The organism is Microvirga vignae (genome assembly GCF_001017175.1).
GTDB classification, from domain to species: domain Bacteria; phylum Pseudomonadota; class Alphaproteobacteria; order Rhizobiales; family Beijerinckiaceae; genus Microvirga; species Microvirga vignae.
Genome location: NZ_LCYG01000061.1, coordinates 14,529 through 40,493 on the forward strand (window position 1 = coordinate 14,529; position 25,965 = coordinate 40,493).

22 protein-coding genes and 1 pseudogene are annotated in these 25,965 nt (G+C 62.6%); 13 read left to right on the forward strand and 10 right to left on the reverse strand.

Annotation, left to right across the window (positions count from 1 at the left end):
• Positions 1 to 2 precede the first annotated feature (2 nt).
• The 5 genes and pseudogenes from livM to AA309_RS22300 all read left to right on the forward strand — a co-directional run bounded on the left by livM (position 3) and on the right by AA309_RS22300 (position 4,755).
• Positions 3 to 1,415, forward strand: a complete 1,413-nt coding sequence (gene livM, locus AA309_RS22280; RefSeq protein WP_047191230.1) for a high-affinity branched-chain amino acid ABC transporter permease LivM — start codon at positions 3 to 5, stop codon at positions 1,413 to 1,415.
• Positions 1,415 to 2,224, forward strand: a pseudogene (locus tag AA309_RS22285) (ABC transporter ATP-binding protein); the annotation flags it as partial. The gene livM and the pseudogene AA309_RS22285, both read left to right, overlap by 1 nt.
• A 32-nt stretch (positions 2,225 to 2,256) precedes the next feature.
• Positions 2,257 to 3,024 (forward strand): ABC transporter ATP-binding protein, encoded by a 768-nt coding sequence (locus AA309_RS22290; protein WP_047191232.1) that lies wholly within the window; start codon positions 2,257 to 2,259, stop codon positions 3,022 to 3,024.
• The gene (locus tag AA309_RS22295) at positions 3,024 to 3,386 is read left to right on the forward strand and encodes a DUF6867 family protein (RefSeq protein WP_047191233.1); all 363 of its coding nucleotides are present in this window, start codon (positions 3,024 to 3,026) and stop codon (positions 3,384 to 3,386) included. Before AA309_RS22290 ends, AA309_RS22295 begins: the two co-directional genes overlap by 1 nt.
• Before the next feature lie 241 nt (positions 3,387 to 3,627).
• A complete protein-coding gene (locus tag AA309_RS22300) occupies positions 3,628 to 4,755 on the forward strand; it encodes a branched-chain amino acid ABC transporter substrate-binding protein (RefSeq protein WP_047191234.1) in 1,128 nt (375 codons plus the stop codon).
• A 106-nt stretch (positions 4,756 to 4,861) separates the two neighbouring features.
• Here the strand turns inward: AA309_RS22300 and AA309_RS22305 are convergent, their stop codons facing one another.
• Together AA309_RS22305 and AA309_RS22310 are read right to left on the reverse strand one after the other, a co-directional pair.
• Entirely contained in the window at positions 4,862 to 5,329 is a 468-nt protein-coding gene (locus AA309_RS22305; RefSeq protein WP_047191235.1) for a DUF1203 domain-containing protein, read from the reverse strand.
• Between the two features lie 73 nt (positions 5,330 to 5,402).
• Complete coding sequence (locus AA309_RS22310; protein ID WP_047191236.1) at positions 5,403 to 6,131, reverse strand: cytochrome c biogenesis CcdA family protein; 729 nt, start codon at positions 6,129 to 6,131, stop codon at positions 5,403 to 5,405.
• A gap of 103 nt (positions 6,132 to 6,234) precedes the next feature.
• Between AA309_RS22310 and AA309_RS22315 the strand changes: the two genes are divergently transcribed.
• Positions 6,235 to 7,251 (forward strand): P1 family peptidase, encoded by a 1,017-nt coding sequence (locus AA309_RS22315; protein ID WP_047191250.1) that lies wholly within the window; start codon positions 6,235 to 6,237, stop codon positions 7,249 to 7,251.
• A 150-nt stretch (positions 7,252 to 7,401) separates the two neighbouring features.
• On the opposite strand, the gene AA309_RS22320 is transcribed toward AA309_RS22315, so the two are convergent.
• Positions 7,402 to 8,643, reverse strand: coding sequence for an NAD(P)/FAD-dependent oxidoreductase (locus AA309_RS22320; protein WP_047191237.1), 1,242 nt, complete (start codon positions 8,641 to 8,643; stop codon positions 7,402 to 7,404).
• A 365-nt stretch (positions 8,644 to 9,008) separates the two neighbouring features.
• Between AA309_RS22320 and rpe the strand changes: the two genes are divergently transcribed.
• Both rpe and AA309_RS22330 read left to right on the forward strand, forming a co-directional pair.
• Positions 9,009 to 9,680 carry a ribulose-phosphate 3-epimerase gene (gene rpe, locus AA309_RS22325; protein WP_047191251.1) on the forward strand — a complete coding sequence of 224 codons (672 nt, stop codon included), beginning with the start codon at positions 9,009 to 9,011 and terminating at the stop codon, positions 9,678 to 9,680.
• Between the two features lie 11 nt (positions 9,681 to 9,691).
• The gene (locus tag AA309_RS22330; protein WP_200902029.1) at positions 9,692 to 9,997 is read left to right on the forward strand and encodes a hypothetical protein; all 306 of its coding nucleotides are present in this window, start codon (positions 9,692 to 9,694) and stop codon (positions 9,995 to 9,997) included.
• Positions 9,998 to 10,076: 79 nt separating this feature from the next.
• Here AA309_RS22330 and AA309_RS22335 read toward each other — a convergent pair whose 3' ends face one another.
• A complete protein-coding gene (locus AA309_RS22335; protein ID WP_047191238.1) occupies positions 10,077 to 13,745 on the reverse strand; it encodes a peptidoglycan-binding protein in 3,669 nt (1,222 codons plus the stop codon).
• A gap of 558 nt (positions 13,746 to 14,303) precedes the next feature.
• Between AA309_RS22335 and purB the strand changes: the two genes are divergently transcribed.
• The 4 genes from purB (at position 14,304) to AA309_RS32390 (ending at position 18,367) form a co-directional block, all read left to right on the forward strand.
• Positions 14,304 to 15,617, forward strand: coding sequence for an adenylosuccinate lyase (gene purB / locus AA309_RS22340; RefSeq protein ID WP_047191239.1), 1,314 nt, complete (start codon positions 14,304 to 14,306; stop codon positions 15,615 to 15,617).
• 74 nt (positions 15,618 to 15,691) lie between these two features.
• Positions 15,692 to 16,942, forward strand: a complete 1,251-nt coding sequence (locus AA309_RS22345) for a cyclopropane fatty acid synthase (RefSeq protein WP_047191240.1) — start codon at positions 15,692 to 15,694, stop codon at positions 16,940 to 16,942.
• A gap of 31 nt (positions 16,943 to 16,973) precedes the next feature.
• Positions 16,974 to 17,528 carry an RBBP9/YdeN family alpha/beta hydrolase gene (locus tag AA309_RS22350; RefSeq protein WP_047191241.1) on the forward strand — a complete coding sequence of 185 codons (555 nt, stop codon included), beginning with the start codon at positions 16,974 to 16,976 and terminating at the stop codon, positions 17,526 to 17,528.
• Positions 17,529 to 17,770: 242 nt separating this feature from the next.
• Positions 17,771 to 18,367, forward strand: coding sequence for a Spy/CpxP family protein refolding chaperone (locus AA309_RS32390; RefSeq protein ID WP_052954928.1), 597 nt, complete (start codon positions 17,771 to 17,773; stop codon positions 18,365 to 18,367).
• Positions 18,368 to 18,406: 39 nt separating this feature from the next.
• Here AA309_RS32390 and AA309_RS22360 read toward each other — a convergent pair whose 3' ends face one another.
• From AA309_RS22360 to AA309_RS22380, 5 genes are all read right to left on the reverse strand, one after another.
• Positions 18,407 to 19,204, reverse strand: a complete 798-nt coding sequence (locus tag AA309_RS22360; RefSeq protein WP_200902030.1) for a DUF6065 family protein — start codon at positions 19,202 to 19,204, stop codon at positions 18,407 to 18,409.
• A gap of 67 nt (positions 19,205 to 19,271) precedes the next feature.
• Positions 19,272 to 19,889, reverse strand: a complete 618-nt coding sequence (rpsD, locus tag AA309_RS22365) for a 30S ribosomal protein S4 (RefSeq protein ID WP_047191242.1) — start codon at positions 19,887 to 19,889, stop codon at positions 19,272 to 19,274.
• A gap of 219 nt (positions 19,890 to 20,108) precedes the next feature.
• Positions 20,109 to 20,981 (reverse strand): glutamate racemase, encoded by an 873-nt coding sequence (murI, locus tag AA309_RS22370; protein ID WP_047191243.1) that lies wholly within the window; start codon positions 20,979 to 20,981, stop codon positions 20,109 to 20,111.
• Between the two features lie 38 nt (positions 20,982 to 21,019).
• Positions 21,020 to 22,189: a dienelactone hydrolase family protein gene (locus AA309_RS22375; RefSeq protein ID WP_084731518.1), complete on the reverse strand. Its 1,170-nt coding sequence runs from the start codon at positions 22,187 to 22,189 to the stop codon at positions 21,020 to 21,022.
• Positions 22,190 to 22,253: 64 nt separating this feature from the next.
• Complete coding sequence (locus tag AA309_RS22380; RefSeq protein WP_047191244.1) at positions 22,254 to 22,988, reverse strand: RNA methyltransferase; 735 nt, start codon at positions 22,986 to 22,988, stop codon at positions 22,254 to 22,256.
• A 289-nt stretch (positions 22,989 to 23,277) separates the two neighbouring features.
• On the opposite strand from AA309_RS22380, the gene AA309_RS22385 reads away from it, so the two are divergent.
• Positions 23,278 to 24,723, forward strand: coding sequence for an aldehyde dehydrogenase (locus AA309_RS22385; RefSeq protein WP_047191245.1), 1,446 nt, complete (start codon positions 23,278 to 23,280; stop codon positions 24,721 to 24,723).
• Between the two features lie 177 nt (positions 24,724 to 24,900).
• On the opposite strand, the gene AA309_RS22390 is transcribed toward AA309_RS22385, so the two are convergent.
• Positions 24,901 to 25,191, reverse strand: coding sequence for a hypothetical protein (locus tag AA309_RS22390; RefSeq protein WP_047191246.1), 291 nt, complete (start codon positions 25,189 to 25,191; stop codon positions 24,901 to 24,903).
• Between the last annotated feature and the right edge of the window lie 774 nt (positions 25,192 to 25,965).

A 25,965-nucleotide genomic window follows, 5' to 3' on the forward strand; every position in this document is an offset into this window, starting at 1 on the left:
GCATGAACGCTCCTTCCATTACCACAACGGCGCCGACGGATGCGGTCACCCGCCGCTTCGATCTCGCCGCTGCCCTGAAGGACTCCGGCAAGTCGGCGCTGATCACCTTAGGACTTGCGATTCCGATCCTCTCCTACAGAACGGAGCAGAGCGGCGCGGATCTGTTCCTCAGCCAGCGCTGGGGCCTGGTCGCCATCATGTGCGCGCTGGTCTTCGGCCTGCGTCTCTTCCTTCACGCCTTCACGGCGACGAAGGCCTATCGCCAGGCCACGCCCAGCGCGCACCAGGCAACCGAGCCGGTCCATGCTGAGCCGAGCGCGTTCCAGCATGTCTCCAAGTTCGCGATCCCCTTCTTCCTGGGGATTGCGCTCGCTTTCCCGTTCCTGATCGTCATGATCCAGGGCGGCCTGGGCGAGTCCCGTTACTGGATCGACCTTGGCGTCCTCATCCTCACCTACGTGATGCTCGGATGGGGTCTCAACATCGTGGTGGGCCTCGCAGGCCTGCTCGATCTCGGCTACGTCGCGTTCTACGCGGTCGGCGCCTATTCCTATGCCCTGCTCTCGACCACGTTCGGCCTGTCGTTCTGGATCTGCCTGCCGCTGGCCGGCATCCTGGCCGCCATGTGGGGCATCATCCTGGGCTTCCCGGTGCTGCGCCTGCGCGGCGACTACCTCGCCATCGTGACCCTCGCCTTCGGTGAGATCATCCGCCTCGTCCTCATCAACTGGGTGGACCTGACGAATGGCGGCGCCGGTATCTCGTCGATCCCGCGCGCGACCTTCTTCGGCATTCCGTTCACGAATGACGAAGGCGGTTTCGCGAACCTCTTCGGGCTCGAGTTCCACACCATGCACCGGGGTATCTTCCTCTATTACCTCATCCTCGGTCTGGCGCTCCTCACCAACTTCGTCACCATGCGCCTTCGCAAGCTGCCGGTCGGCCGTGCCTGGGAAGCGCTGCGCGAGGACGAAATCGCCTGCCGTTCGCTCGGCATCAACACCACGAACACCAAGCTCACGGCCTTTGCGCTCGGCGCCATGTTCGGCGGCTTTGCCGGTTCGTTCTTCGCGGTCCGCCAGGGCTTCGTCTCTCCGGAAAGCTTCAACTTCCTGGAATCGGCGATCATCCTGGCCATCGTGGTGCTCGGCGGCATGGGCTCCCAGATCGGCGTGGCGATTGCTGCCATTGTGCTGGTCGGCGGCCCCGAGATCCTGCGTAACCTGACCTTCCTCCAGGCCGTGTTCGGCGCCGGGTTCGACCCGAACGAATACCGCCTGCTGCTCTTCGGCATCGGCATGGTGGCGATGATGGTCTGGCGTCCGCGCGGACTGATCTCGGAACGTGAACCCTCGGTGATCTTGAAAGAGCGCAAGGCCATTTCCGGCTCGCTCGTGAAGGAAGGACACGGCTAATGCGTTGGCTGCAGGATCCCATCCTCGACGTACAGCATCTCACGATGCGCTTCGGCGGCCTCGTCGCCGTCAACGACCTCTCCTTCCAGGCCGGGCGCGGCGACATCACTGCGCTCATCGGCCCTAACGGCGCGGGCAAGACCACGGTCTTCAACTGCATCACCGGCTTCTACAAGCCGACTGAAGGCATGATCGCGCTGCGCAAGCCGGACGGTTCGCACCTGCTGCTGGAGAGGCTTCCGGGCTTCGACATCAACTGGAGGGCCAAGGTCGCCCGCACCTTCCAGAACATCCGCCTGTTCTCCGGCATGACCGTGCTCGAGAACCTGCTGGTGGCCCAGCACAACCCGCTCATGATCGCCTCGGGCTTCACCTTCCTCGGCGTCCTCGGGCTCGGCGGCTACCGCAGGGCCGAGAAGGAGGCCATCGAGAAGGCAAAGTTCTGGCTCGAGAAGACCCGCCTCATCGACCGCGCCGACGACCCGGCTGGCGACCTTCCCTACGGCGACCAGCGCCGTCTGGAAATCGCCCGTGCCATGTGCACGGATCCGCTCCTGCTCTGCCTCGACGAGCCAGCGGCGGGCCTCAACCCGCGCGAGTCGCTGGAGTTGAACCACCTGCTGCTCTCGATCCGCAAGGATCACGGCACCTCGATCCTCCTGATCGAGCACGACATGTCCGTGGTCATGGAGATCTCGGATCACGTGGTGGTGCTCGATTACGGCACGAAGATCTCGGACGGTACGCCCTCCGAGGTGCGCAACGATCCCAAGGTCATCGCCGCCTATCTCGGCGTGGCGGATGAAGAAGAAGTGCAGCAAGTCGTAGCGGAGATCGGCGCATGACCGCTGGAGCAAGCATTCAACAAACCGCAGCCCATGCGGCCCGTCAGCCGCTTCTCAGCGTGCGTGGCGTGAAGACCTATTACGGCAACATCATCGCTCTCAAGGGCGTGGACATGGATGTCCATGAAGGCGAGATCGTCACCCTGATCGGCGCCAACGGCGCCGGTAAGTCGACGCTGATGATGACGATCTTCGGCAACCCGCGCGCCCGTGAAGGCACGATCACCTATGCGGGCCGGGACATCACCAAGATGCCAACCCACGAGATCGCGCATCTGTCCATTGCGCAATCGCCGGAAGGCCGCCGCATCTTCCCGCGCATGACCGTGTTCGAGAACCTGCAGATGGGCGCCGCCATCAACGGCATGGCCCATTTCAACCAGGATCTGGAGCGGGTTTGCACCCTCTTCCCGCGTCTGAAGGAGCGCCTTCAGCAGCGCGGCGGCACGCTCTCGGGCGGCGAGCAGCAGATGCTGGCCATCGCCCGCGCGCTCATGAGCCGCCCGCGCCTGCTCCTTCTCGATGAGCCGTCGCTGGGTCTTGCTCCGCTCATCGTGAAGCAGATTTTCCACATCATCAAAGAGCTGAACGAGAAGGACGGCATGACGGTCTTCCTCGTGGAGCAGAACGCCTACCATGCCCTCAGGCTCGCCCATCGCGGCTACGTGATGGTGACCGGCAACATCACCATGAGCGGCACCGGCAAGGAACTCTTGGAAAACCCGCAGGTCCGTGCGGCCTATCTCGAAGGAGGACACCACTAATGCAGGGTATCCTTTACGAAGAACCGTCGGTCTGGCTCTTCCTCCTCATCACTGTGATCATGGGCGGCTGGGGGGCTTGGATGACCGGCCGGGCCATCGCCATCACCTGGCGCGCCTACTGGAACCTGATCCTGTATCTCTTCATCCTGGGCGCTGCGGTCCGGTTCATCCACTTCGCGCTGTTCGGAGGCACCCTGCTCTCGATCCACTACTATGCGGTGGACACGATCGTGCTGCTGATCATCGGCTCCCTCGGGTTCCAGTACACCCGGGCCCGGCAGATGACCACGCAGTACCGCTGGCTCTACGAGCGGAGCGGCCCGTTTTCCTGGCGGGAAAAGGCTTCTGGGACAAAGGGCTAGCGCATCGTGCGGAAAAGTAGCCCCGGTTTTCCGCACAAAACGATGCGCCGCTTTAAAAAGGTGGAGCATCGGATTGATCTCAAAAGTGGAAACCACTTTTGGGTCCGATGCTCTGGTCCAAAAAATTCCCAGGTGACATCCGCTTAAAAACCAGCATGATATCACCTTGGATGACGGGTTCCCCGTCAAACCGGCCCCACGAGGAAGAGGGGCCTATAAAACCACCCAGAGGAGTGACCTCATGAAAAAAATGCTGTTGACCGGCGTGGCGCTTGGTCTTGGCCTCGCCTTCTCCAGCGCAGCCAGCGCGCAGATCAAGATCGGCGTTGCGGGCCCCATCACCGGCCCGAACGCGGCTTTCGGCGCTCAGCTGAAGAACGGCGTCGAGCAGGCTGTCGAGGACATCAATGCCGCTGGCGGCATCAATGGTCAGAAGCTCCAGCTCGTGATCGGCGACGACGTCTCCGACCCGAAGCAGGGCGTGTCCGTTGCCAACAAGTTCGCCGCTGAAGGCGTGAAGATGGTCGTCGGCCACTTCAACTCCGGCGTCTCGATCCCGGCCTCGGAAGTCTACCAGGAAGCCGGCATCGTCCAAGTCTCCCCGGCCTCCACGAACCCAAAGTACACTGACCGCGGCCTCTGGAACACGTTCCGAACCTGCGGTCGCGACGACCAGCAGGGTCTCGTTGCCGGCGGCTACCTCGCCGACAAGTTCAAAGGCAAGAAGGTCGCTATCGTTCACGACAAGACCCCTTACGGTAAGGGCCTTGCCGACGAGACCCAGAAGGCCATGAACGGCAAGGGCCTGAAGGAAGTCGTCTATGAAGGCATCAATCCGGGCGAGAAGGACTATTCCGCTCTCGTGTCGAAGCTGAAGCAGTCCGGCGTTGACGTCGTCTACTTCGGCGGCCTCCACACCGAAGCCGGCCTCATCATCCGTCAGATGCGTGACCAGGGCCTGAACGCCCCGATGATGTCGGGTGACGGCATCGTGTCGGCCGAGTTCACCTCGATTGCCGGCCCGGGCGCCGAGGGCACCCTGATGACCTTCTCGCCGGATCCGCGCAAGAATCCGAACGCGAAGGACGTGGTGGCCAAGTTCAAGGCCAAGAACTTCGAGCCTGAGGCTTATACCCTCTACTCGTACGCTGCGGCCCAGATCCTGGCCGAGGCTGCGAAGCAGGCTAACAGCTTCGACGGTAAGAAGATTGCCGACGTCATGAAAGCCGGCAAGCCGTTCAAGACTGTCATCGGCGACATCTCCTTCGACAAGAAGGGCGACATCACCCGTCCGGACTACGTCATGTACGTCTGGAAGAAGGGCGCCGACGGCAAGATCGACTACTCCGGCAACGAGCTCGGCATGTAATCGATCGGCCTCGCCGAACGAACAGACCCGCCCTGGCAACAGGGCGGGTTTTTTCGTGATACCCCCGCAGCCTGTGGACACCCTGACGGCCTTCACAGTGGCCGTGCTATGCCCGCTCGATCCGGGCGGCAAAGCAGCCCCGGCGGGCAAAATGCGCATCCACATGAGCCACCTGCGGATCGGCCAGGAAGCGCTCGATCACCTCAATCACGGTCTCACCCTCGGCTACCTCAGCATCGACGATCAGGGCCGCACCATCATAGGCGCGGAGGGACAAGAGCCTGTCTTTCAGGATGGGAGCAAGCTCGCTGCGATAATGGCCCGTGGTGGCCGAGCGGCTGACGAAGATCGGCCCACTGGCACGGTAGGGCGACGAGGGCGTGGGCTGGTGAACATGGTTGAGGAGCAGCAGTTCTTCGCCCACCGGGACACGGGTCAGCGAGATACGGCAGGGATAGGCATCGGCCTCGTCCGCATAAACCCGCCGGGCACCGATGGATTCAAGATCCTTGTCGCTGAGCCGGAAAAGAGGGGCGAAGGCTTCGGCTTCAAGGCCGCGAATTTGAAACGTCATGGATGGTCTCCCTGTCGAGACCATAACGTTTGCTCCCTCAGACGTGAGAGAACGACCCGATTCCTGTGGTGCCCTATCCGAGCTTGCCGAGAGCCGGGAATGTCTCGAGCAGCCAGAAGGACATGTTCGTGATCCAGCCCGTGAGGAAGGCGATGCCGGTCAGGATCAGCAGAACGCCCATGGTCTTCTCAACCAAGCCGAAGCGGGAGCGCATGCGCTTCATGAGGGCGACGAAGGGCTTCATGGCGAAGGCTGCAAGCAGGAAGGGAATGCCGAGGCCGGCCGAATAGGCTGCAAGCAGCATGGCGCCGTAGGAGACGCTGTCTTCCGATCCCGCCACCGCCAGGATAGCCGCGAGCACCGGGCCGATGCAGGGCGTCCAACCGAAGGCGAATGCGAGACCCATCACATAGGCACCCCAAAGGCCGATGGGTTTCTCCACATGGAAGCGCGCCTCCCGGTGGAGGACATGGAGCCGGAAGATGCCCAAGAAATGCAGGCCCATGATAATGATGGCAATGCCTGCGATCGTGCTTAAGGTTTCGAGGTATTGCCGGATCACCTGGCCCAGGGCCGAAGCGGTCGCGCCCAGCAGCACGAACACGGTCGCAAAGCCTGCCACGAAGAGCAAAGCTGCCAGCATCGCACGGCGGCGCACGGCCTGATCATCCCCGGCGTGCAGCTGATCGAAGGTCGTGCCTGCGAGAAATGACAGGTACGGCGGGACCAACGGCAGAACGCAGGGGCTCAAGAAGCTGATGAGGCCGCCGAGGGCCGCGGCAGGAAAGGAAACGCTGAGCATGAGGCCTTCTAGCCTTTTCCGGCTTCCTGAGAAAGCTGGTGGATGCAGGGCTCGCCTGCTTGTGAAGCCGGCGCTTTTGCGGTTGCCTTAAGGGATGACAGCTTTGCGCAATCTCATCACCGATGTGGCAGGCCTTCGGGTCGGCAACGCCCATGACCCGGAACTCGGCTCCGGGGTCACGGCCGTTCTGTTCGACGAGCCTGCTGTCGCTTCCTATGCCGTCAACGGCGGAGCCCCTGGAACGCGCGACACGGACCTGCTGGAGCCGGACAAGGTCGTGCCAGGCGTCAATGCCATCGTCCTCTCAGGCGGCTCGGCCTTCGGCCTTGATGCGGCAGGCGGCGTGCAGGCCTTCCTGCGCGAAAAGGGCATCGGCTTTGCCGTCGGTCCTGCGCTCGTTCCCCTGGTGCCTCAAGCCATCACCTTCGATCTCCTCAACGGCGGCAACAAGGGATGGGGCCGCTACCCGCCTTATCGCGAGCTGGGCTACGAGGCGGCCCAGGCCGCCGGTCTCGACTTCGCTCTCGGCACGGCGGGCGGCGGCTATGGAGCGACGACGGTCGATCTGAAGGGAGGCCTCGGTTCGGCGAGCGCGGTGACGAGCGCGGGCCACACCGTCGGCGCTCTGGTCATCGTCAACGCCCTGGCTTCCACCCTGGTCGGAGACGGGCCGCATTTCTGGGCAGGAGCCTATGAGGAAGGTCAGGAGTTCGGAGGCTTGGGGCTGCCGAGCCGGATCACGCCCGAGATGCGCAAGCTTAACTGGAAAGGCCGCGCTCAGGAGGCCGCCCCGCCCGTCTCCACGACCATCGCGCTCGTGGCCACGGATGCCGTGCTGACCAAGGCCCAGGCCAAGCGGCTGGCTGTCATATCCCATGATGGCCACGCGAAGGGCCTCCGCTTCGCCCATGCCCTTTATGACGGGGATACGGTCTTTGCCGCCGCGACAGGCAAGAAGCCCCTGAAGGACGAGGCGGCGGACTTCATCGAGATCGGCGCTCTCGCGAGCGACTGCTTGGCCCGTGCCATCGCACGCGGCGTCTACGAGGCCACCGCCCTGCCTTTCGCCCAAGCACAGCCCGCTTGGAAGGACAGGTTTGGCGGGCTGGTTAAAGGCTAGAACGCTTCCGAGTGCAAAAGCCCTGAAGCTATCCTCCACGTCATTACCGGCCTTGTGCCGGTGATCTCGATGAGACGGGGCAGGTTCTTCTCAAAATCGAGATGGCCGGGACAGGCCCGGCCATGACGGGAAAATGCAGGATCGAAAGGCTCAGAAGCGCTCGACGCGGTAGGGCTGCGGATCGACCATCGTGGTCTCACCCGTGATCATTTCGGCCAGCAGGCGGCCCGTCACGGGACCGAGGGTCAGGCCGTGATGGGCGTGGCCGAAGCCGAACCACAGGTTCTTGTGGCGCGGAGCCTTGCCGATGATCGGCATCATGTCCGGCGTGCAGGGGCGCATCCCCATCCACGGTTCGGGGTCGACGCGCTCGCCGAGCGGGAAGAACTCCCTCGCAATAGGCTCGGCCCGGTCGAGCTGAACCGGCGTCTTGGGCGCATCGCGCACGGCGAATTCCGCGCCCGTGGTGAGGCGTACCCCCCTCAACATCGGAGCCAGGAAGTAGCCACGGTCGAAGTCGAGGGTCGGCCGGTTCAACACCGCATTGCCCTCGGGCTTGTAGTGCATGTGATAGCCGCGCTTGACGGCAAGCGGCAGGTTATAGCCGAGCTGCTTCGTCACCACATCGGCCCAGGCGCCGAGCGCCACGACCACGGCGCCGGCCTCGACCGGCCCCTTCTCGGTCTGCACGCGCCATCCGGTCGAGGTTTCCTCGAGGCTCCGGGCATCGCCGGCAGCCAGTTCGCCGCCAAGGCGCTCGAACAGGCCGACATAGCCCATCGTCAGCAGATGAGGATCGGAGACGGAGGCCGGGTCCGTCCAGTGGATGCCGCCCTTGGTCTCGACCTTCAGGTGAGGCTCGCGCTCGGCCACGCCCTTGGTGTCGAGGGCGTCGAAGTTCACGCTGAAATCGCGCTTCACGTTCTCGGCGTCCCGGAACTGCTCGTCCCTGCTCTTCTCGTCGCGGAACACCTTCATCCAACCTGTTGGGCGAATGAGGTCCGTGGAACCGGATTCCTCGGCCAATGCCATGTGCTCGGTGACGCTGCGCTCGATGAGCGGCGCGTACATTCGCGCAATCGCCTTGTGCTGAGCCGGGCGGGAATGCATCCAGTACTGAAGCAGGAAGGGCGCGATCCTCGGGATTGCGCTCCAATGATAATGGGCATCGATGTTGTTGTTCAGGGCATAGCGCAGCAGCGCCCCGAAATCGTGCGGGAAGCCGTAAGGGTAGACGCCTTCGCGCTGGATCAGGCCCGCATTGCCGAAGGAGGTCTCCTCACCGGGCTTGCGCCTGTCCACCAGGAGAACGGAACGGCCGCGTTTCTGCAAATGCACGGCAATCGACACACCGACGATGCCGGCGCCAAGAACAACCACATCCTTACGCATGAAGCCCTGCCTGTCTTGTTGGGCTCTCATAGGGAGAGCCGGGGTTTTTTGCCCCTTTTCAGAACGACTTCTACTCCCGTTCCGGGAGGGCCGTCCATGTCTTTCCAGCGGCAAAAACGCCTCTCCCCAACCGGGTGGTCTTAGCGCATCGTGCGGACCCGCAGGGCCGCGTCAGCGACCCGAAGGGCCACGTCAGTGAAAAGTGGACCCGGTTTTCCGCATCCAACGATGCGCAGCTTAAATGGGAGCATCGGATGGATCCCAAAAGTGCAAGTCCACTTTTCTCGTCCGATGCTCTGGAATGGTTCATGGCGCGGCGCGAATGCCCGTTGCCGTTGGAGAAAGCGCGTGCTACCGGCGCTTTCATGACACGCCCTCTGCTCATCGCCCCTTCTATTCTCGCCTCCGACTTCTCAAAGCTCGGCGAGGAAATCCGCGCTGTCGACGCCGCCGGTGCCGACTGGATCCATATCGACGTCATGGACGGCCATTTCGTGCCCAACATCACGATGGGCCCGGACATCGTGAAGGCGATCCGCCCACACACGTCGAAGATCTTCGACGTTCACCTCATGATCGCTCCGGTCGATCCGTACCTCGAAGCCTTCGCCAAGGCGGGCGCGGACATCATCAGCATTCATGCGGAAGCCGGCCCCCATCTCCACCGGTCGCTTCAGACCATCCGCAAGCTGGGCAAGAAGGCAGGCATCGTCCTCAATCCGGGCACCCACGAAGCCTCCATCGAGCCCGTGCTCGACGACTTGGACCTGATCCTCCTGATGACCGTTAATCCAGGCTTCGGCGGGCAGGCCTTCATCCCCTCCGTCTGCCCGAAGCTGCGGCGCGTCAGGGAGATGGTCGGCAACCGGAACATCGACATCGAAATCGATGGCGGCGTCACCCCCGAAACCGCGCCTCTGGTGGCGGAAGCGGGCGCCAACGTCCTGGTGGCGGGCTCCGCTGTCTTCAAGGGTGGCCCCTCGGCCTACGCTCCGAACATCGCGGCCATTCGCGAAGCCGCCACCAAGGCGCGATAAGGAGAAGGTCCGTGCGGCCGAAGGGATTGCTGCTTCTTGCCAGCTTTCTGATGCTGCCCGTGGGCGCAATCGCCCAGGCGGTGCCGAAGGTCGGCACATGCCCTTCAGGCTATTACACGAGCGGGGGCGCCTGCGCTCCCTCGTCCTCCGATCCGCGACCGGCCCTGCCGAAGGTGGGCACCTGCCCCAGCGGCTATCACACGTCGGGCGATTACTGCCTGGGCTCCTCCAGCAATGCCCGGCATGCCATTCCAAAAACCGGCTCCTGCCCGAGCGGCTACTACACGAGCGGCGATTACTGCCTGTCCACCCGCTGAAGGCCGGCGGCGCAAGACTCCACGCATCTCCTCAAACGAGAACGCCGCACGTGATTGTCACGTACGGCGTTTTCCATCATCATTTGAGGACTTCGCCTCGCGGATCGCATATCGCCCTGATCCGAGGCAGAAAGAAGTCGGCCCGATCGCTCCTGAAGCGCAGCGAACCATCCGCCTTAACGAACTCGAGCGCCCGCTCCCCGCTCGGATCCGCGATAGCGCGTACAGACCGAAGATCGGAGCAGACCATCGACAGGGGGCGTTCCGAGGGTGTGTAGACCATCTGGCTGAAGCCTGACTCAACGAAGTCGATGTGATCGTTATAGAGCACGAGCTCACCACCGACCCAGCTTCCCCCTCCGTTAGCTTTCTCCATGCCCTTCTCGGTCATATCGATCAGGACGTCGCTGAGGATGCTGGCGCCCTCCCCGAGGACGGCGTCGGCGACGCCACCAACGATGGCCTTTCCGGTCTTCTTCACCTCCTCGTCGATCTTCCTGCCCACGATCAGCGCCTCGCCTTCGAGTGTGTCGATGGGCTTGGGCAGCGCCGACAGCCTCATGGGCGTCATACTCACGACCGGGCCGGGAACCTGTGCGATCTTACTGACCTCTTGCTCGGCGTTGGAAGCGTCGGCCGCTCGAATGTAGTCGTACATGAACTTCGTGATAACTTTCACGGATGTGAATGCGACCTTGTATTCCGGTGACGTCATGGAACCGTAATCGGTCATGCTCTTCTCGGGGAAGAAATCCGTCTCGCTCACCGAGCTCACATCCGCGGAGAAGAGCAGGAAGTCCACCGGGCGGGCCGAGCCCTCGATGAGGGCCTTGTGCGTGTCCGTGCCGGCTTTGATAGGGGCCACGCTCTCGAAGGTCGCTCCTTCGATCGAGACCTTGAAGCCGTCGATATCCCCGTTCTGATTGAGAGTGGCCCTCTCGATCCTGCCGATCCAGTTTCTCAACCTGGAGACGCTCGATGCGCCGAACATTTGGCTCAAGGTTCTCTTGCGGTCCGCGCGCATGAGTGAAGCCTGAGATGACGAGGCCTTGTTGTAGCGGTCCGTATAATCCTTGAGCATTCGCTCGATAGAACGCTGCGAGTTGCTGCGGTCCGCGTGCGACGACACGGATTTTGCTTCGGCCCAGGCTTTTTCCTGCGCGATACGCTTGGCCTCGGCTTCCGCCTTGGCTTTTTCTTCCGCTGCAGCTTTTTCCGCAGCAAGCCTCAGCGCTTCGACGGCTTTTGCAAGCTGCTCCTGATCGACCCAGACGGGAAGATAGCGGAATGGCACGCCATCACGCTGCAGGGCTGCCGTCAGGCTCTTGAGCTCGCCAGCTTCGGAATAGACTGCGATGCATTCGCCTCGCTTGGCGGCGATGAATGCATCCTCGACCGACATGGCCCTGAACGCAGGCGCAGCCTTGAGCTCTTCCGCCAAGCGTTCTGTCGCGGATTGCAGCACCGCGGCATGAGCCGGCTCATTGCCTCCGGAAGTCTGGCACACGCTGCCCTGACCGTTGTTGAGCGCAACGAAACCGAAGCCCTTGGCCGAGCCGTTCTGAATGCCGTCTTCAATGGCCTTCAGGCGGTTTGCCTCTGCCTGGATGACAGCTTCCACATCGCCGCCGGTCACAGTGAACAGAGTTTTGAAGCTGCCCTCGTCGACTGCCTTCAGCAGCGCCACGACGTCGGAGGTCTGATCCGACGCCAACAGCTGCTTGCGGTTGAGAACAATCAGGTCGTAAGCCACAAGCCGGCTCGTATCGCAACGCGATAGTGGGAAACTGAGACGCTGCTGATATTTCTCGAAGCGAGCATTCGCGAGAACCGCAAATCTCTTCTCCACTGCTCCGTCATGCAGCTGGCAGATGCCGCTTTTGTCGCCCTGGAAGACGAGATCGCCTTTGAGATTGCGGACGAGCGTGGGCGCCTTGCCGGAGTCGTTGTAGAGGACCAACAGATCGGCAGCATCGCCCTCGATGATGAAGCGGTTCCTGTCTGTCGTCGCCTTGGCAACCCGGATGGCGTTCTCCGTATCCGTCTTCACCGCATCGTAGGCCATGACGATGCGCTCATGGCTCTCTACGCTCGGGTTCGCGCGAGCTTGTTCGATATCGCTCGAAAGACTTGCGAGTGCGGCCTTGACCGGCTCCGGCAGAGGCTGCGTTGCCATGTCCCTCGCGAAGCTTTCAGCCTGCGCGACCATCTCGATGAGCTGACGCTCGCGCGCACGGCGGGATTCATAGCGATCGATCCGCTCGATCAGATCCGCATAGGCGTCCTTCAGCTCTTCGAGCTGGCCGGCTGCACCCTGTTCACCCGATGGACCGTCACCACCGGCGACCGCCTGCGAGGCGCGACGCATCAGCCGCTCGGCCGTCTCGTCGGAGAGAATGCCATCCGCGGTCAGGCTCTCGGATGACTGGAAGCTGCTGATCGCCGTGCGGGTGCCGACGCCATAGACGCCATCCGCTTTCTCGGTGGAGGGAATGAGTCCCACGTCCTGCAGCATCTTCTGCAGCCGCACGTGCTCGTCGAGAGAGCGGCCCGTCTCGTCGCGGGCGGAGGCCGGTGCGAGTTGCACCATCTGTGCCTGCCAGAGGTCGCGCTGACGGCGGTACTCCGTGGCGATGCAGGGTGCAGCTTTCTTCATGGCGGCGGCTGAGAGATTGCCCTTCTCGGGCACGCCGCAGATCTGCAGAACCGACTGCGTGAAGGCTACCGCCTCCTGCTTGAACTCGTCACGCCGCTCCGTCACGCTGAAGCGCAGGATGTAATAGGGGCGCAGCAGATCCACATCCAGTCGACGCAGGGTGTTGTCGGAGCAGATGATCCTGCCGAGCGGGTCCTTCACCTTCGAGCAGTCGAAGGTGGGACCGATGGAGTCATCCTCCTTCTCGACGGCAGCGACAGGCTGCGGCGGCTGGGACGCGACGGCATACTTGGCCTGAAGCGCCTCGAAGTCGCTGCGGATTTCGGGCGGAAGTTCCCCTGTCGCCTTCTGCTCCACGTTCGCCTTCACTTCATTGAGACTGTCGAGCGAGGCGATCCGCACGCTCTCCGTTTCTTCGAAGCGTACGAGCGCGTTGTACCCGCGGCGGATCGTGTCGACGTCCGAGGACGAGACGGAGGCTTTGGGGTTGTTGGCAGCCTGAATGCGCTTGACCAGCTTCTGTCCCTGAGCCCGCACGGCATCGGAGCGGGAGGTAAGCAGTCCCTCGATCTCCGTGCGCAACGCTGCCAGTTCCGCAAGCATGCGCTGGCGCTGAGCCTGTGCATAACGCTCCTGCCGGCCTGCATCGGTTTCGAGATCGGCCAGAAGATAGGAGCCGTTGTTGAAGTAGAGATCGATAGCGGTGCGCACATCGGTCTGCGTAAGCTGTCCGTCGGAATCCTGCCGCGCGAAAACCTGATAGCAGGTGGATTGGACAGCCGATCCATTCTCGTCGTCGATCGTGCAGCGATACTTGGTCTTGAGCGCCGACGGCTCGAAGCGCGCGCACTCGTTCACGACCGGTGCAAGACGCGGGTCGTTGGGCATCACGCCGCCCTGAATAATGCTGGCGACGTTGGTCCTGTACTTCACCAGAGCCCTATTGAAGCAATAGACCCGCATCTCGGGCTGGTTGGCCCAAGCCTCTTTCGCGGCCTGAGCCTGGGCCGCGGCGATCATTCCGCCGATGAGCCCGATGAAACCTGCCGCATTGTTCTGAGCCAGGCTGCTTGTGGCAGCAAATTGAGCCACGAAAACGCAAACAGTCGTTTTGAGAAAAAACCTTGAACGTCGACCGAACACTTAAACCCCCAGCCCTCTTCCGGTTTTCGCACCTTTTCAGAGCCAAGCTGTGAGCCTTACGAACACCTTTGCCGTTGTCTATACGTAACGAGGAAGAATCTGGGTAAGATTTTACCTAGAGTAAGCTGTGATGCGGATCGGCAACTCTATTGGTTTTTATTCTCAGTTCTCTCGAAATAAAGTTGCCGCAACCACGGTGTTCATTGTCGCGGCAGCCGCTGCCTGAACAGAAAAGCGATCGCGGCGAACAAGGGTCATTCACGAGGCGAAAGCTCCGCCACTCGGAGCGGAGCCTCGATCGATTCATAAGAGAGATGCCGCCCTGAACGGGCGAAAACTCCTGGGTTCAACGCCCCCTGTTGAACCCGTCAAGAGACGCAAAAAGTCATGGACCGTCAGCTTCAGGTCTCATGCCACAAGATATGATTCACAAAGCCTTACATGGCTTGCTTTCTCTCCGGCCATCACATAGCCATCACCCAACATTTCGCCCGCTGGAGAAGTCCCGTGATCCCTCGCTATAGCCGTCCTGAGATGGTGGCCATCTGGTCGCCCGAAACGAAGTTCCGCATCTGGTTCGAGATCGAGGCCCACGCCACCACGGCGCTCGCCAATCTCGGCGTCGTGCCGAAGGAGGCGGCGGAGAAGGTTTGGGAGAAGGGCTCGAAAGCCACCTTCGACGTGGAGCGCATCGATGCCATTGAGCGTGAGGTGAAGCACGACGTCATCGCCTTCCTCACGCATCTCTCCGAGATCGTTGGTCCCGAGGCCCGCTTCGTCCACCAGGGCATGACCTCGTCAGACGTGCTGGACACCACCTTCAACGTGCAGCTCGCCCGCGCCACCGATATCCTGCTGCGCGACATGGACGAGCTGCTCGCCGCCATTAGGCGTCGTGCCTTCGAGCACAAGGTGACGCCGACCATCGGCCGCTCGCACGGTATCCACGCAGAGCCCACCACCTTCGGCCTCAAGCTCGCCCAGGCCTATGCGGAATTCGAGCGGTGCAAGCTGCGCCTCATCGAGGCCCGGCGCGAGATTTCCACCTGCGCCATCTCGGGTGCCGTCGGCACCTTCGCCAATATCGACCCGAGCGTCGAGGAATACGTGGCCGAGCAGATGGGTCTCCAGGTCGAGCCCGTCTCGACCCAGGTGATCCCGCGCGACCGTCACGCCATGTATTTTGCGACGCTCGGCGTGATCGCCTCCTCCATCGAGCGCCTGGCGACGGAAGTGCGCCACCTGCAGCGCAGCGAGGTTCTGGAGGCGGAAGAGTATTTCTCGGCGGGCCAGAAGGGCTCCTCCGCCATGCCGCACAAGCGCAACCCGGTCCTGACGGAAAACCTCACCGGCCTTGCCCGTATGGTGCGCGCCTATGCGCTGCCTGCCATGGAGAACGTGGCGCTCTGGCACGAGCGGGACATCTCCCACTCCTCGGTCGAGCGCATGATCGGCCCCGACGCGACCGTGACCCTGGACTTCGCGCTGGCGCGCCTGACGGGCGTCATCGACAAGCTCGTGATCTATCCTGAGAACATGCAGAAGAACCTGGACCGCCTCGGAGGCCTCGTTCACTCGCAGCGCGTTCTACTGGCCCTCACCCAAAAAGGCGCCTCCCGCGAGGATGCCTATCGCCTCGTGCAGCGCAACGCCATGCCGGTCTGGCGCGGCGAAGGCGAGTTCCTGACGCTTCTCAAGAACGACGCGGACGTGACGACGTACCTGACACCCGAGGAGATCGAAGCCTGCTTCGACCTCGGTTACCACTTCAAGCATGTGGATACGATCTTCACGCGGGTCTTCGGTTCCGCTGGGGCATAACTCCAGGTCTGGACATTTTTGCCTAACGCGCGACAATCCCCGTGCAGGAGATCAACGGCACGGGGATTGAGACCATGCTGTCAGAGAAGATCCTCGCCACCGCCTTCACACGCGCTGTGAAGCGGGGCACCCTGACGATGACCACCGCCAAAGGTGAGACCTTCACCTTCGGCGATGGCGGGCTCCCGGAAGCCGCCATCCGGTTCACGGATACGGCGGCTGAGATGGCCCTTTGCCTCAACCCTGAGCTGAAGCTCGGCGAGCTTTTCATGGACGGCAGGCTCGTCATCGAGCAAGGCGACATCTTAAACTTGCTCCAGCTCCTGCTTCAGGACACACACGGCGAATTCGACGACCTGCCCCTCCATCGCCTGCGCAAGATACGGCACTGGCTGACCATGCGCGGCGAGAACGATGCCCATCGCTCCAAGCGGAATGTCGCCCATCACTACGATCTCGACGGGCGGCTTTATTCGCTCTTCCTCGACAGCGACAAGCAGTATTCCTGCGCCTATTTCGACCACCCGGATGCGAGCCTCGAAGAGGCTCAGGCCGCCAAGAAGCGGCACATCGCGGCGAAGCTCTTGGTGGAGAACGGCCACAGCGTGCTCGATATCGGCTCCGGCTGGGGCGGCATGGGGCTTTATCTGGCTCAGGTGGCTGGCGCGGGTTCGGTGAAGGGCGTGACCCTGTCGGAGGAACAGTTGGAGGTTTCGCGCAAGCGGGCCGCAACCGCCGGCCTTGCGGATCGGGTGCAGTTCGAACTCCAGGATTACCGTGCCACGATCGGCAGCTTCGACCGCATCGTGTCGGTCGGCATGTTCGAGCATGTGGGCCTAGCGTCCTACGATGATTATTTCCAGACCTGTCGCAAGCTCCTGAAGGATAATGGCGTGATGCTCCTCCACACCATCGGAAGGTCCGGCATGCCCTACCCCGTCAATCCCTGGATTGCCCGCTACATCTTCCCCGGCGGTCACCTGCCGGTGCTCTCGGAGATGATGCCGGCCATCGAGCGCGCGGGGCTGGTGGTGACGGATATCGAAATCCTCCGCCTGCACTACGCCTACACGCTCCAGGCTTGGCGCGAGCGCTTCCTGGCTCAGCGGGACGAGGTGCTGAAGCTCTACGACGAACGCTTCTGCCGGATGTGGGAATGCTACCTTGCCATGTCAGAATCCGCCTTCCGCTGGCAGGATGCGGTGGTGTTCCAGATTCAGCTGGCCAAGCGCAATGACGTGGTGCCTCTGACCCGCGACTACATCGCCGAGCGGGAGGCTGTCCTCAAGCGGAGAGAGACCATGGAGTTCAAGCGTAGCGCTTGAACCGACAAGGGTGCGCCTTTATCTCCGAGGCATGAAAACCTCCGATTGCGATATCCTCATCGTCCCAGGCTATGAAAACTCCGGTGTCGACCATTGGCAGAGCCGGTGGGAGCGTCAGCTCTCGACCGCCTGGCGGGTCGAGCAGGAGAACTGGGATGCTCCCAACAAGGACAAATGGGTGGAGCGCATCGCCAAAGACGTGAAGCGCGCCGAAAGGCCCGTGGTCCTGGTCGGTCACAGCCTCGGCGTTCTGGCCATCGTTCATGCGGCTCCGCTCCTGCCGGCGAACAAGGTGCAGGGCGCCTTTCTGGTTAGCATGCCGGATGTGGAGAGGCCCGATTTTATCCCTGCAATCGACCGTGCCTTCGCACCGATCCCGCGAGATCCCCTGCCCTTCCCTTCGGTGCTCGTGGCAAGCCGTACGGACCCGCATTGCGACTACGAGAAGGCGGAGGACATTGCCTATGCCTGGGGCTCGGCCATCGTCGATGCAGGCGACGCCGGCCACCTCAACACGGCCAGCGGCCACGGCCCCTGGCCCGAAGGTCTCATGCGCTTTGCGGGTTTCCTGAAACGCTTGGGCTGAAGCGCGCGACCAATGCCGGACGCCCCGTCATCCCCGGCCTTGTGCCGGGGACCCAGGTCTTTAATTCGCCTCAAGACGTGGATGGCCGGGACTGATCCCCGGATCCAGTCCGGGGACGGCCATGACGGGCGACTAGCTCACTTCTCACTTTCAACATGACGAAAAGTTCATGCGGGAGTCATCCGGCCGAGAGCAGGACGCGAGCAATCTCATCTTCATCGGTGTTCAAGGAGGATACCCGCATGAAGACAATTGCCACCCTCGCGACCGCTGCTGCCATGCTCGCCGGCGTCGGCACCTATGCCTTCGCCCAGGCGCAGGCTCCCGCCGAGCCTCCGGCCGCGCAGGATCAGGGGCAGCAGGCTCGTCCGCGCCTGTCGCAGGATGACTTCAACCGCCTCGTCGATGCCCGCATCGCCTCGATCAAGGCTGGCCTGAAGCTCACTGCCGATCAGGAAAGGGTCTGGGGCCCGGTAGAGTCCGCCATCCGCAACGCCGCCAACCAGCGCTATACGCGGATGACACAGTTCCGCGAGAACCGCGAGCAGCGTCGCTCGGCAGACTTCATGCAGCGCTTCGAGCAGCGCAGCACCATGCAGACCGAGCGCGCACAGAGCTCGTCGGCCATCGCGACGGCTCTGCGCCCTCTCTGGGATACGTTCAGCGAAGACCAGAAGCGCATCGCTCCGCGCCTGATGCGTGAGGCCGTGGAAGACGGCCTGGGCTGGCGTCAGCGCCACGGCCGCGGTGACCGCGACGATCACCGCGACCGCCGGGCCGAGATGCGGCACCATGGCCCCATGGGCCCTGGCCCGCGCGGCCCCGCTCCTCAGCAGTAGTTTCTAATCCCCAAACAAAAAGGCCGCTGGAAGGCGGCCTTAATCCTGTTGCGGCATCTTTAGCCTGCGCCTCGTGAGATGATAGCTCGGCTGCCCGTTGAGGTCCGGGCCTTCGCCCCGGATATAATGGCGCTGCCACCCCTGCTTCAATGTCTCCGGCTCTCCTGCGGCGAGCTGAGCAAGGAATGCCTTGCGGGATTGGCTCCAAGCAACATAGGCAGCTTTGAGGTCAGGATCCTCGTCAAGACTGGCAAGTCTGGGACCAACGCTGTCAAGCTGTGCATGCGGAACCAGCGTGATAAAGCAAAAAGGCTCACCCGCCTCGAACTGGACCGTACCGGGGCGGGTAAAACGCCAATTCATCGTGAAGGACATCGGCAACCAGTCCGTTTCGACAAGGCCGTCGAGAGGCGCGATCCCATCCTTGACCAAATTGGGAGTTCCCCGCACCCAGACGGCCCAACCAGAATTGGTGCGAAACAGATAACCGGGTTCGAAAGTGATGATGCCTTCGCCGAAATGGGACCGAGCAAACCGGACATGTTCATTGTCGGGTGACTGCAAGGTGACGCCCTTGGGAGCCGGGTCACCGTTCCAGGTCGCACTGAATGCACACGGAGTCAGGATTTCCCAGCCACTCGCATTGGCGATCGACAGAGGGGTGCAACGATAGGCGAAACGCTGGACTGTCTCGTCCATCCAGCGGCGTTCCGAACCCCCAGGGACGATCAGCGGCGGATTTCTTTTAAGGCGATAGCAAGTCAGCTCCGGTGGGTCGAGGCGACCGTCAGTCTTGTCCTTGCCGTCGAGGATCTGCTCAGCAACTTTGTCCTGCATCCCCCACCCCAACGAAAAAGGCCGCCCTCGCAGGCGGCCTTTTGATCTTGCGAAGACTTTCGCGGGATTAGCGCGAATAGAACTCAATTACAAGATTCGGTTCCATCTGCACCGCATACGGCACCTCGGAGAGGGTCGGGATGCGGGTGAAACGAGCCGTCATCTTGGAGTGATCGACTTCGATGTAGTCCGGAACGTCACGCTCGGCGAGCTGCGACGCAACGACCACGACCTCGAGCTGCTTGGACTTGTCCTTCACCTCAATCACGTCGCCAGCCTTCACGAGATAGCTCGGGATGTTCACGCGGCGGCCGTTGACCTTCACGTGACCGTGGTTGACGAACTGACGGGCGGCGAAGGGGGTCGCAACGAACTTCGCGCGATACACGATCGCGTCGAGACGACGCTCGAGCAGGCCGATCAGGTTCTCACCGGAGTCGCCCTTCTGGCGGATAGCCTCCGCGTAGTAGCGGCGGAACTGCTTCTCGGTGATGTTGGCGTAGTAGCCTTTCAGCTTCTGCTTGGCGCGCAGCTGCGTGCCGAAGTCGGAGAGCTTGCCCTTGCGGCGCTGGCCGTGCTGGCCGGGGCCGTATTCGCGGCGGTTCACGGGGCTCTTCGGGCGGCCCCAGATGTTTTGACCCATGCGGCGGTCAAGCTTGTGCTTGGCCTGAATGCGCTTCGACATCGCTGTTCCTCTTTGTTGTCGAATTGGCGAGGAACGCGCCCTCCTCTTCCCCTCATCCCGAGGAGGCCCAAAGGGCCGTCTCGAGGGACGGGACGACAGGCCGACCGGAAGCCGGGCCACGGGAGCGTAAAAAGTTACGCGGCCCGTGAGGACCGCGTGAACGGGAGGGATGTAAGAGAAAACGGGGCATAAGTCAATCAAGACCGGCCCTTATCCGCCTCACCCCCGGAGGAGCGGCATGTCCTCGATCAGCACGACCGGCAACCCCTTGCCGCGCAAGGCCTCGCGGAAGGCTGCCGTGATGCCCGCTCCACCGGTGAAGACCGCCAGCGCCTCGTTCTCATCAGCCTCGTGCCCCGGAACGGGCGGACCGATGAGCTGGGTCACGCGGCGAGCGATAGCCGGAGCCGGGTCGATCCAGGTCACGGGCCAGGGCGCGAGCTCTTGAAGGCGCGGCAGGAGGAGCGGGTAATGCGTGCAGCCGAGCGACACGACATCCGTCCGCCCGCCCTCATCCTCGATGAAGCAAGGTTGAAGCTCTTCAATCAGCTCCTCATCGGAAACCGGATTGCCCGCCAGCTCCGCCTCTGCGAAGCCAGCCAGACGGCGTGAGCCCACGAGATTGACCTTGCAATCGGCTGCGTAGGTCTGGACGAGATCGCGCGTGTACTCGCGCGTCACGGTGGCCGACGTCGCCAGCATCGTGATGTACCTCGTCTGGGTTGCCTGGGCCGCAGGCTTGATCGCCGGGACGGTGCCGACGAAAGGCACCGAGAAGCGCTCGCGCAGATGCGGCAGCACGATGGTGGAGGCCGTGTTGCAGGCGACCACCACAAGCTGCGGATCATACAGGTCGATCAGCCTCTCCATGACGGCCAGAACACGGACGGTGATCGCCTCCTCGCTCAGTCGCCCATACGGAAAGGCCGCATCATCGCCCGCATAGACGAAGCGGGCATCGGGACGAGTTTTCAGCACCTCGGAGAACACCGTGAGGCCGCCGAGGCCGGAATCGAAGACGAGGATCGTGGGAACAGGAGAAGGCATGACAGCCGAGTTATAGGACGCCCCGGCCAGAAGATCGATACGCATCGGCAAACCTTACGAATGAAGCTGCTTCAGAAAGTCGTTCAGTCCCTGCTTGTTCTCGGTGGAGACATGTTGAGCTCACGGCGAGGCCCCTGCTCCGGCTGCTTTTCCTGCCCTGCCACCTTCGGCAACTGGGTCGAGAGACGGCGCACGGGCCAGCCGTCGCTCCAGTTGCCCATGTCCACGAATTTCGGATCGCGCGCGAGAACGGTGGCGTCCCTGCCCGAGAAAGCCGCATCGGCCGCCATCTCGAAGGTCTTCCAGAAGGCGAGATAATCGAGACTGTCGATGCCGTTGTTTCCGAGCTGCTGGGTCAGGATGGTCTGGGGGCCGGAGAGCGCCATGTCGGCGCTCCACTTCCAGGTATTCTTTTGCTTCGGATCACGCGGCGGATCGGGCGGGAGCTTGATGGCCGCGGCATCATATTCGGGCTTGGGCGAGCCGGGCGAAGCCAGGGTCGCGGTGAGTGCCGGATAGCCATGGTCATCCGAGCTTGCGCGCATGAACAGCTTGCGGGTGGCCGGGATCGCGCTCGTCGCCTCAAGGATCCGGCGGGAGGCGCGGTCGCTCGGCAGGTGCTCCCTATCGCCGCTCATGGCGATCAGAAGGGTCTGGTCATCCACGGTCGAGAGGTCGCGGAGCATGATGCCACGCTCCTTCTCGTTGGAGGCGATGCCGCCCGGTACCAGACCGAGGATCAGCTTCGGAGCCGGAAGCTTGCTCTCCCCCACGCCCGCCGCCACGTTGAGGGCAACCGGCACGCCGGCGGAATGGCCGATGAAGGCTACGCGATTGAGATCGGGCCGCGCCTGCGGATCGTCGGCCAGAGCCGCCAATGCATCATGGATCAGAGCCTCCGCCCGCGCCGTCGCATCGGCAGGGCGGGAGCGGTTCACTTCCTGGAAGCGCGGGAAGATGACGAGATAGCCCTTGCGGGCCAGATGATCGATGAAGCCACCATAGAGAGCCGGGTTCACGGCGCCCCAGGAATGGAAGAACACCACGACCGGGCGAGAGGCGGGTGTATCGTTGCCATGGAAAATATAAGCGCCTGAACTGACGGTTCCGGTCCCGCGCCTGACCACCTCGGCGGTCTTGTAGTCCGACCCGCCCGGCCCCTGCCCCGGCTGACCCGGCGGCGTTGCTGCAATCGCCACCGGAGCGGCGAGGCACGAACCGAGGAAAACAAGGGCAGTCAGTGAGCGGCGCATGGCGATCTCAGATCAGAATGTGCGGAGCAAAAATGGCTCCTGGCAACACTAGAGCAGAAGATCTTTAAGGCTTTCTCAACCGGCGCCCTTCCGCAAGAGCGCGAATCGCCCCGCGCAGAGTGCGCACGTCCTGCTCCGTCATCTCGAGCCGGTGAAAGATGTCCCGCATGTTGCGCGTCATGGTCGGCTTCTTGTCCTCGGGGTAGAAGTTCACCGCATCGAGTTCGGCTTCGAGATAATCGAAGAACGAGGTCACCATCTCGCGTGGTGCGGGCGGCGAGAGCCTCTCGCCGGAAAACGGCAGCGCCCCGCCGGTGGCGAGCTTGTACCATTCGTAGGACACGAGCAGCACGGCCTGGGCCAAGTTCAGGGACGAGAATTGCGGGTCGACCGGGAAGGTGATGATGGCATTCGCCAGAGAGACCTCGTCGTTCTCCAGGCCTGTGCGCTCGCGCCCGAACATGATGCCGATGCGCTGGCCTTCCGTGCCGCGCCGGTGTGTCTCGACCATCGCCTCGTCAGGTCCGAAGACCCGTTTCATCTGCCCCCGCTCCCGCGCCGTGGTGGCAAAGACGAAGTTCAGATCGGCAATGGCCTCGCGCACGGTATCATAGAGCTTCGCGCCCTCCAGCACATGCACCGCGCCGGATGCCGCCGAATGCGCCCCCTTCCGGGGCCAGCCGTCGCGCGGGGCGACGATGCGCAGTTCCGAGAGACTGAAGTTGGCCATGGCGCGCGCCACCATGCCGATATTCTCGGCAAGCTGCGGTTCCACGAGGATGATGATGGGGCGGATCATGATGCGTCTTTGAACTTAAATCTGGCCCGAGGGGCAGATGAGATGCCTCTCCATAACGCCAAACGAAGCGCCGCGCCTAGCGCATCGTCAGCGAAAAGTGGACCCGGTTTTCCGCGCAGACGATGCGCTCCTCTCAAGAATGAGCATCGGATCGATCCGATGCTCTAGGGCGATGTCCATTGGGACATGTCTATTGCTGGGGCTTTCGCCTCAGCGACTGAACCGCTCTAATGTCAAGCCGGACAACATCACTGCGCCTCATAAGATGGCGTGTGCAAGGGAGGACAGCATGGACGAAAGGCTTCTCATCGGCGATCAGGACGCATCGGCCCAAAGCGGGGTGACCTTCGAGCGGCGCGATCCCGTGACGGACGAGGTCGCCACGCGCGCACCCGCTGCCGGTGTCGAGGATGCCAACAGGGCGATCGAAGCGGCGGCGGCTGCCTTTCCGCAATGGTCGGAAACAGGCCCCGGCGAACGGCGCGCTCTGTTGTTGAAAGCCGCCGATCTGATGCAGGCGAATGTCGAGCGGTTTACCGAGCTGATGGTGAAGGAAACCGGCGCCACCGCGCCCTGGGCCGGGTTCAACGTGATGCTCGCCTCCAACATGCTGCGCGAAGCGGCCGCAATGACGACGCAGATCACGGGCGAAGTGATCCCCTCCGACAAGCCGGGCACGACGGCGCTCGCCATCCGCCAACCGGCTGGTGTCTGCGTGGGCATGGCTCCCTGGAACGCACCCGTCATCCTCGGCACCCGTGCGGTCGCCATGCCGCTCGCCTGCGGCAACACGGTGGTGCTCAAGGCTTCCGAGCTCTGCCCCGGCACGCATCGCCTCATCGGTGAAGTCCTGACCGAAGCCGGTTTCCCGGCGGGCGTCATCAATGTGGTCACGCACGCCGCCGCCGATGCACCGAAAGTCGTCGAAGCCCTGATTGTCCATCCGGCCGTTCGCCGAGTGAATTTCACGGGCTCAACCCCCGTCGGCAAAATCATTGCCGAGATCGCGGCGCGGCATCTGAAGCCGGTTCTGCTGGAACTCGGCGGCAAGGCGCCTCTCATCGTGCTCGACGATGCCGATATCGATGCCGCCGTGAATGCTGCTGCCTTCGGGGCCTTCCTCAACCAAGGCCAGATCTGCATGTCCACGGAGCGCATCATCGTGGATGAGAAGGTAGCCGACGAGTTCGTCGCGAAACTCGCCGCCAAGGCCAAGGCCCTGCCCGCCGGCAATCCCCGCGAACATGTGGTGCTCGGCTCCATCGTCAGCGCCGAGGAAGCAGAACGCGTCGAAGGACTGGTGAAGGACGCCGTCGCGAAAGGCGGCACCCTCGTGGCAGGCGGCAATCGCAACGGCACGATCATGGAAGCGACGCTCGTCGACAACGTGGTGCCGGGCATGCGCATGTATGAGGAGGAGTCATTCGGCCCCGCCAAGAGCATTATCCGCGTGAAGGGCGTGGAGGAAGCAATCCGCATCGCCAACGACACGGAATACGGCCTCTCATCCGCCGTGTTCGGACGTGATATCCAGCGCGCCCTGCAGGTGGCCAAGCGTATCCAGTCCGGTATCTGCCACATCAATGGCCCAACCGTTGGAGACGAGGCGCAAATGCCCTTCGGCGGCGTGAAAGGCTCCGGCTATGGCCGCTTCGGCGGCAAGGCAGCCATCGCGGAGTTCACGGATCTGCGCTGGATCACCATCGAGGATCCGAACCAGCATTACCCGTTCTGAGCGATCATCGGCTCACCTAAGACAAAGCCTCCCTGGGATCCCAGGGAGGCCTCTCTTTTCCGGCCCTGCGAAAGCCGCTAGAGCATCGTATCGTTCGGGCGGAAAACCGGATCCCCTTTTCGCTGACGTGGCCCTTCGGGTCACTGACGCGGACCTCCGGTTCCGCACGATGCGCCGTTACCAGCAACCACCCCAACCGCAATAGTAATGCGGACGGGCAACGGCGGCTCCGATCACCGCACCACCGACGACGCCGGCAGCGGCACCGGCAGCGGCCTGATTGGCCGCCGTGTTCGACTGGGCCACGTTGTTGCGGTAGCTGGCATTGACGCAGCGCGTGTAAGTCCTGGTACCCGGCTTCAGACCCGTCTCCTGACAGACAGCCTCGGCATTTGACATGGATTGTTCCGCCGTTTGACAGCCGGCGAGCACAAGAGCCGTCGCCCCGAGAAGAATGGCAAGACGCATATCAGTTCCTCTTTGACATCGAAGTAAAACATCCGATGGCTCAAGTAGAGTAGCGTTTCACAGCTCCAGCCGTGTCGAACCAGCCCAGTGAAGAGCCATTGGAATAAGAGTATCCCACTACGGTAACGCCTGGTTTTCCGTGCGTAAGCACACATGGCAGGCTGTTATTCCCACGATTGGAACCGAAACCCACACAGGATTTTTATTTGACCCGCTACGTCATATGTCCGCCTTCTACCTCGGAGAGCCAAACTGTCCTGGCCTCATTCCACCCTTCTCGTCGTCTGTCTGGCGGCTCTCGCCTCAGGCCCGACGATAGCCGCCTCCTCCACGGCCAAGATCGCACACCGCGCTCCCACGCTCTTTCACGGCAATTGATGTGGACTTGGAGACATCAGGCGGGGCGCGCCGGTTGACGCCTTCGATGCGGCCTGCCGGGCGCACGACCTCTGTTATGAACGGATGGGCCGGGAGCCTGTAGTTGCGACCGGGCATTCTTGAGGGCGACGGCAGCTCTGGCTCAGCGTCGGAGAATGGACGAAACCGTGAGGACCAAGGCCGCCATGGCCAACACGCTTTTCGCCCTCACGCCCTGCGTCGAGTTAAGGAAAAGTCCGTATCGCGCCAGAAAGCGCTGAATTCCGGGCCTCCCCCCACCTTCCCCGCCGGCCTCAACCGCGCTATAGCCCCCGGTAACCGCCTGCCGCCGGCAGGCCTGTTCCAGCCCTTCAAGAAGCGTAAGGTGAGATCATGGCGAAGATCAAGGTAGCCAAT

Bases quoted from the DNA above. Each gene is read 5' to 3' on its own strand.
- AA309_RS22305 (WP_047191235.1), bottom strand. From the start codon at position 5,329: ATGACGTTTCAAATTCGCGGCCTTGAAGCCGAAGCCTTCGCCCCTCTT.
- AA309_RS22320 (WP_047191237.1), bottom strand. From the start codon at position 8,643: ATGCGTAAGGATGTGGTTGTTCTTGGCGCCGGCATCGTCGGTGTGTCG.
- AA309_RS22380 (WP_047191244.1), bottom strand. From the start codon at position 22,988: ATGATCCGCCCCATCATCATCCTCGTGGAACCGCAGCTTGCCGAGAAT.
- AA309_RS22350 (WP_047191241.1), top strand. From the start codon at position 16,974: ATGAAAACCTCCGATTGCGATATCCTCATCGTCCCAGGCTATGAAAAC.
- AA309_RS32390 (WP_052954928.1), top strand. From the start codon at position 17,771: ATGAAGACAATTGCCACCCTCGCGACCGCTGCTGCCATGCTCGCCGGC.
- AA309_RS22385 (WP_047191245.1), top strand. From the start codon at position 23,278: ATGGACGAAAGGCTTCTCATCGGCGATCAGGACGCATCGGCCCAAAGC.
- murI (WP_047191243.1), bottom strand. From the start codon at position 20,981: ATGCGTATCGATCTTCTGGCCGGGGCGTCCTATAACTCGGCTGTCATG.
- AA309_RS22390 (WP_047191246.1), bottom strand. From the start codon at position 25,191: ATGCGTCTTGCCATTCTTCTCGGGGCGACGGCTCTTGTGCTCGCCGGC.
- AA309_RS22300 (WP_047191234.1), top strand. From the start codon at position 3,628: ATGAAAAAAATGCTGTTGACCGGCGTGGCGCTTGGTCTTGGCCTCGCC.
- AA309_RS22290 (WP_047191232.1), top strand. From the start codon at position 2,257: ATGACCGCTGGAGCAAGCATTCAACAAACCGCAGCCCATGCGGCCCGT.
- livM (WP_047191230.1), top strand. From the start codon at position 3: ATGAACGCTCCTTCCATTACCACAACGGCGCCGACGGATGCGGTCACC.
- rpsD (WP_047191242.1), bottom strand. From the start codon at position 19,889: ATGTCGAAGCGCATTCAGGCCAAGCACAAGCTTGACCGCCGCATGGGT.
- rpe (WP_047191251.1), top strand. From the start codon at position 9,009: ATGACACGCCCTCTGCTCATCGCCCCTTCTATTCTCGCCTCCGACTTC.
- AA309_RS22345 (WP_047191240.1), top strand. From the start codon at position 15,692: ATGCTGTCAGAGAAGATCCTCGCCACCGCCTTCACACGCGCTGTGAAG.
- AA309_RS22310 (WP_047191236.1), bottom strand. From the start codon at position 6,131: ATGCTCAGCGTTTCCTTTCCTGCCGCGGCCCTCGGCGGCCTCATCAGC.
- AA309_RS22375 (WP_084731518.1), bottom strand. From the start codon at position 22,189: ATGCGCCGCTCACTGACTGCCCTTGTTTTCCTCGGTTCGTGCCTCGCC.
- AA309_RS22360 (WP_200902030.1), bottom strand. From the start codon at position 19,204: ATGCAGGACAAAGTTGCTGAGCAGATCCTCGACGGCAAGGACAAGACT.
- AA309_RS22295 (WP_047191233.1), top strand. From the start codon at position 3,024: ATGCAGGGTATCCTTTACGAAGAACCGTCGGTCTGGCTCTTCCTCCTC.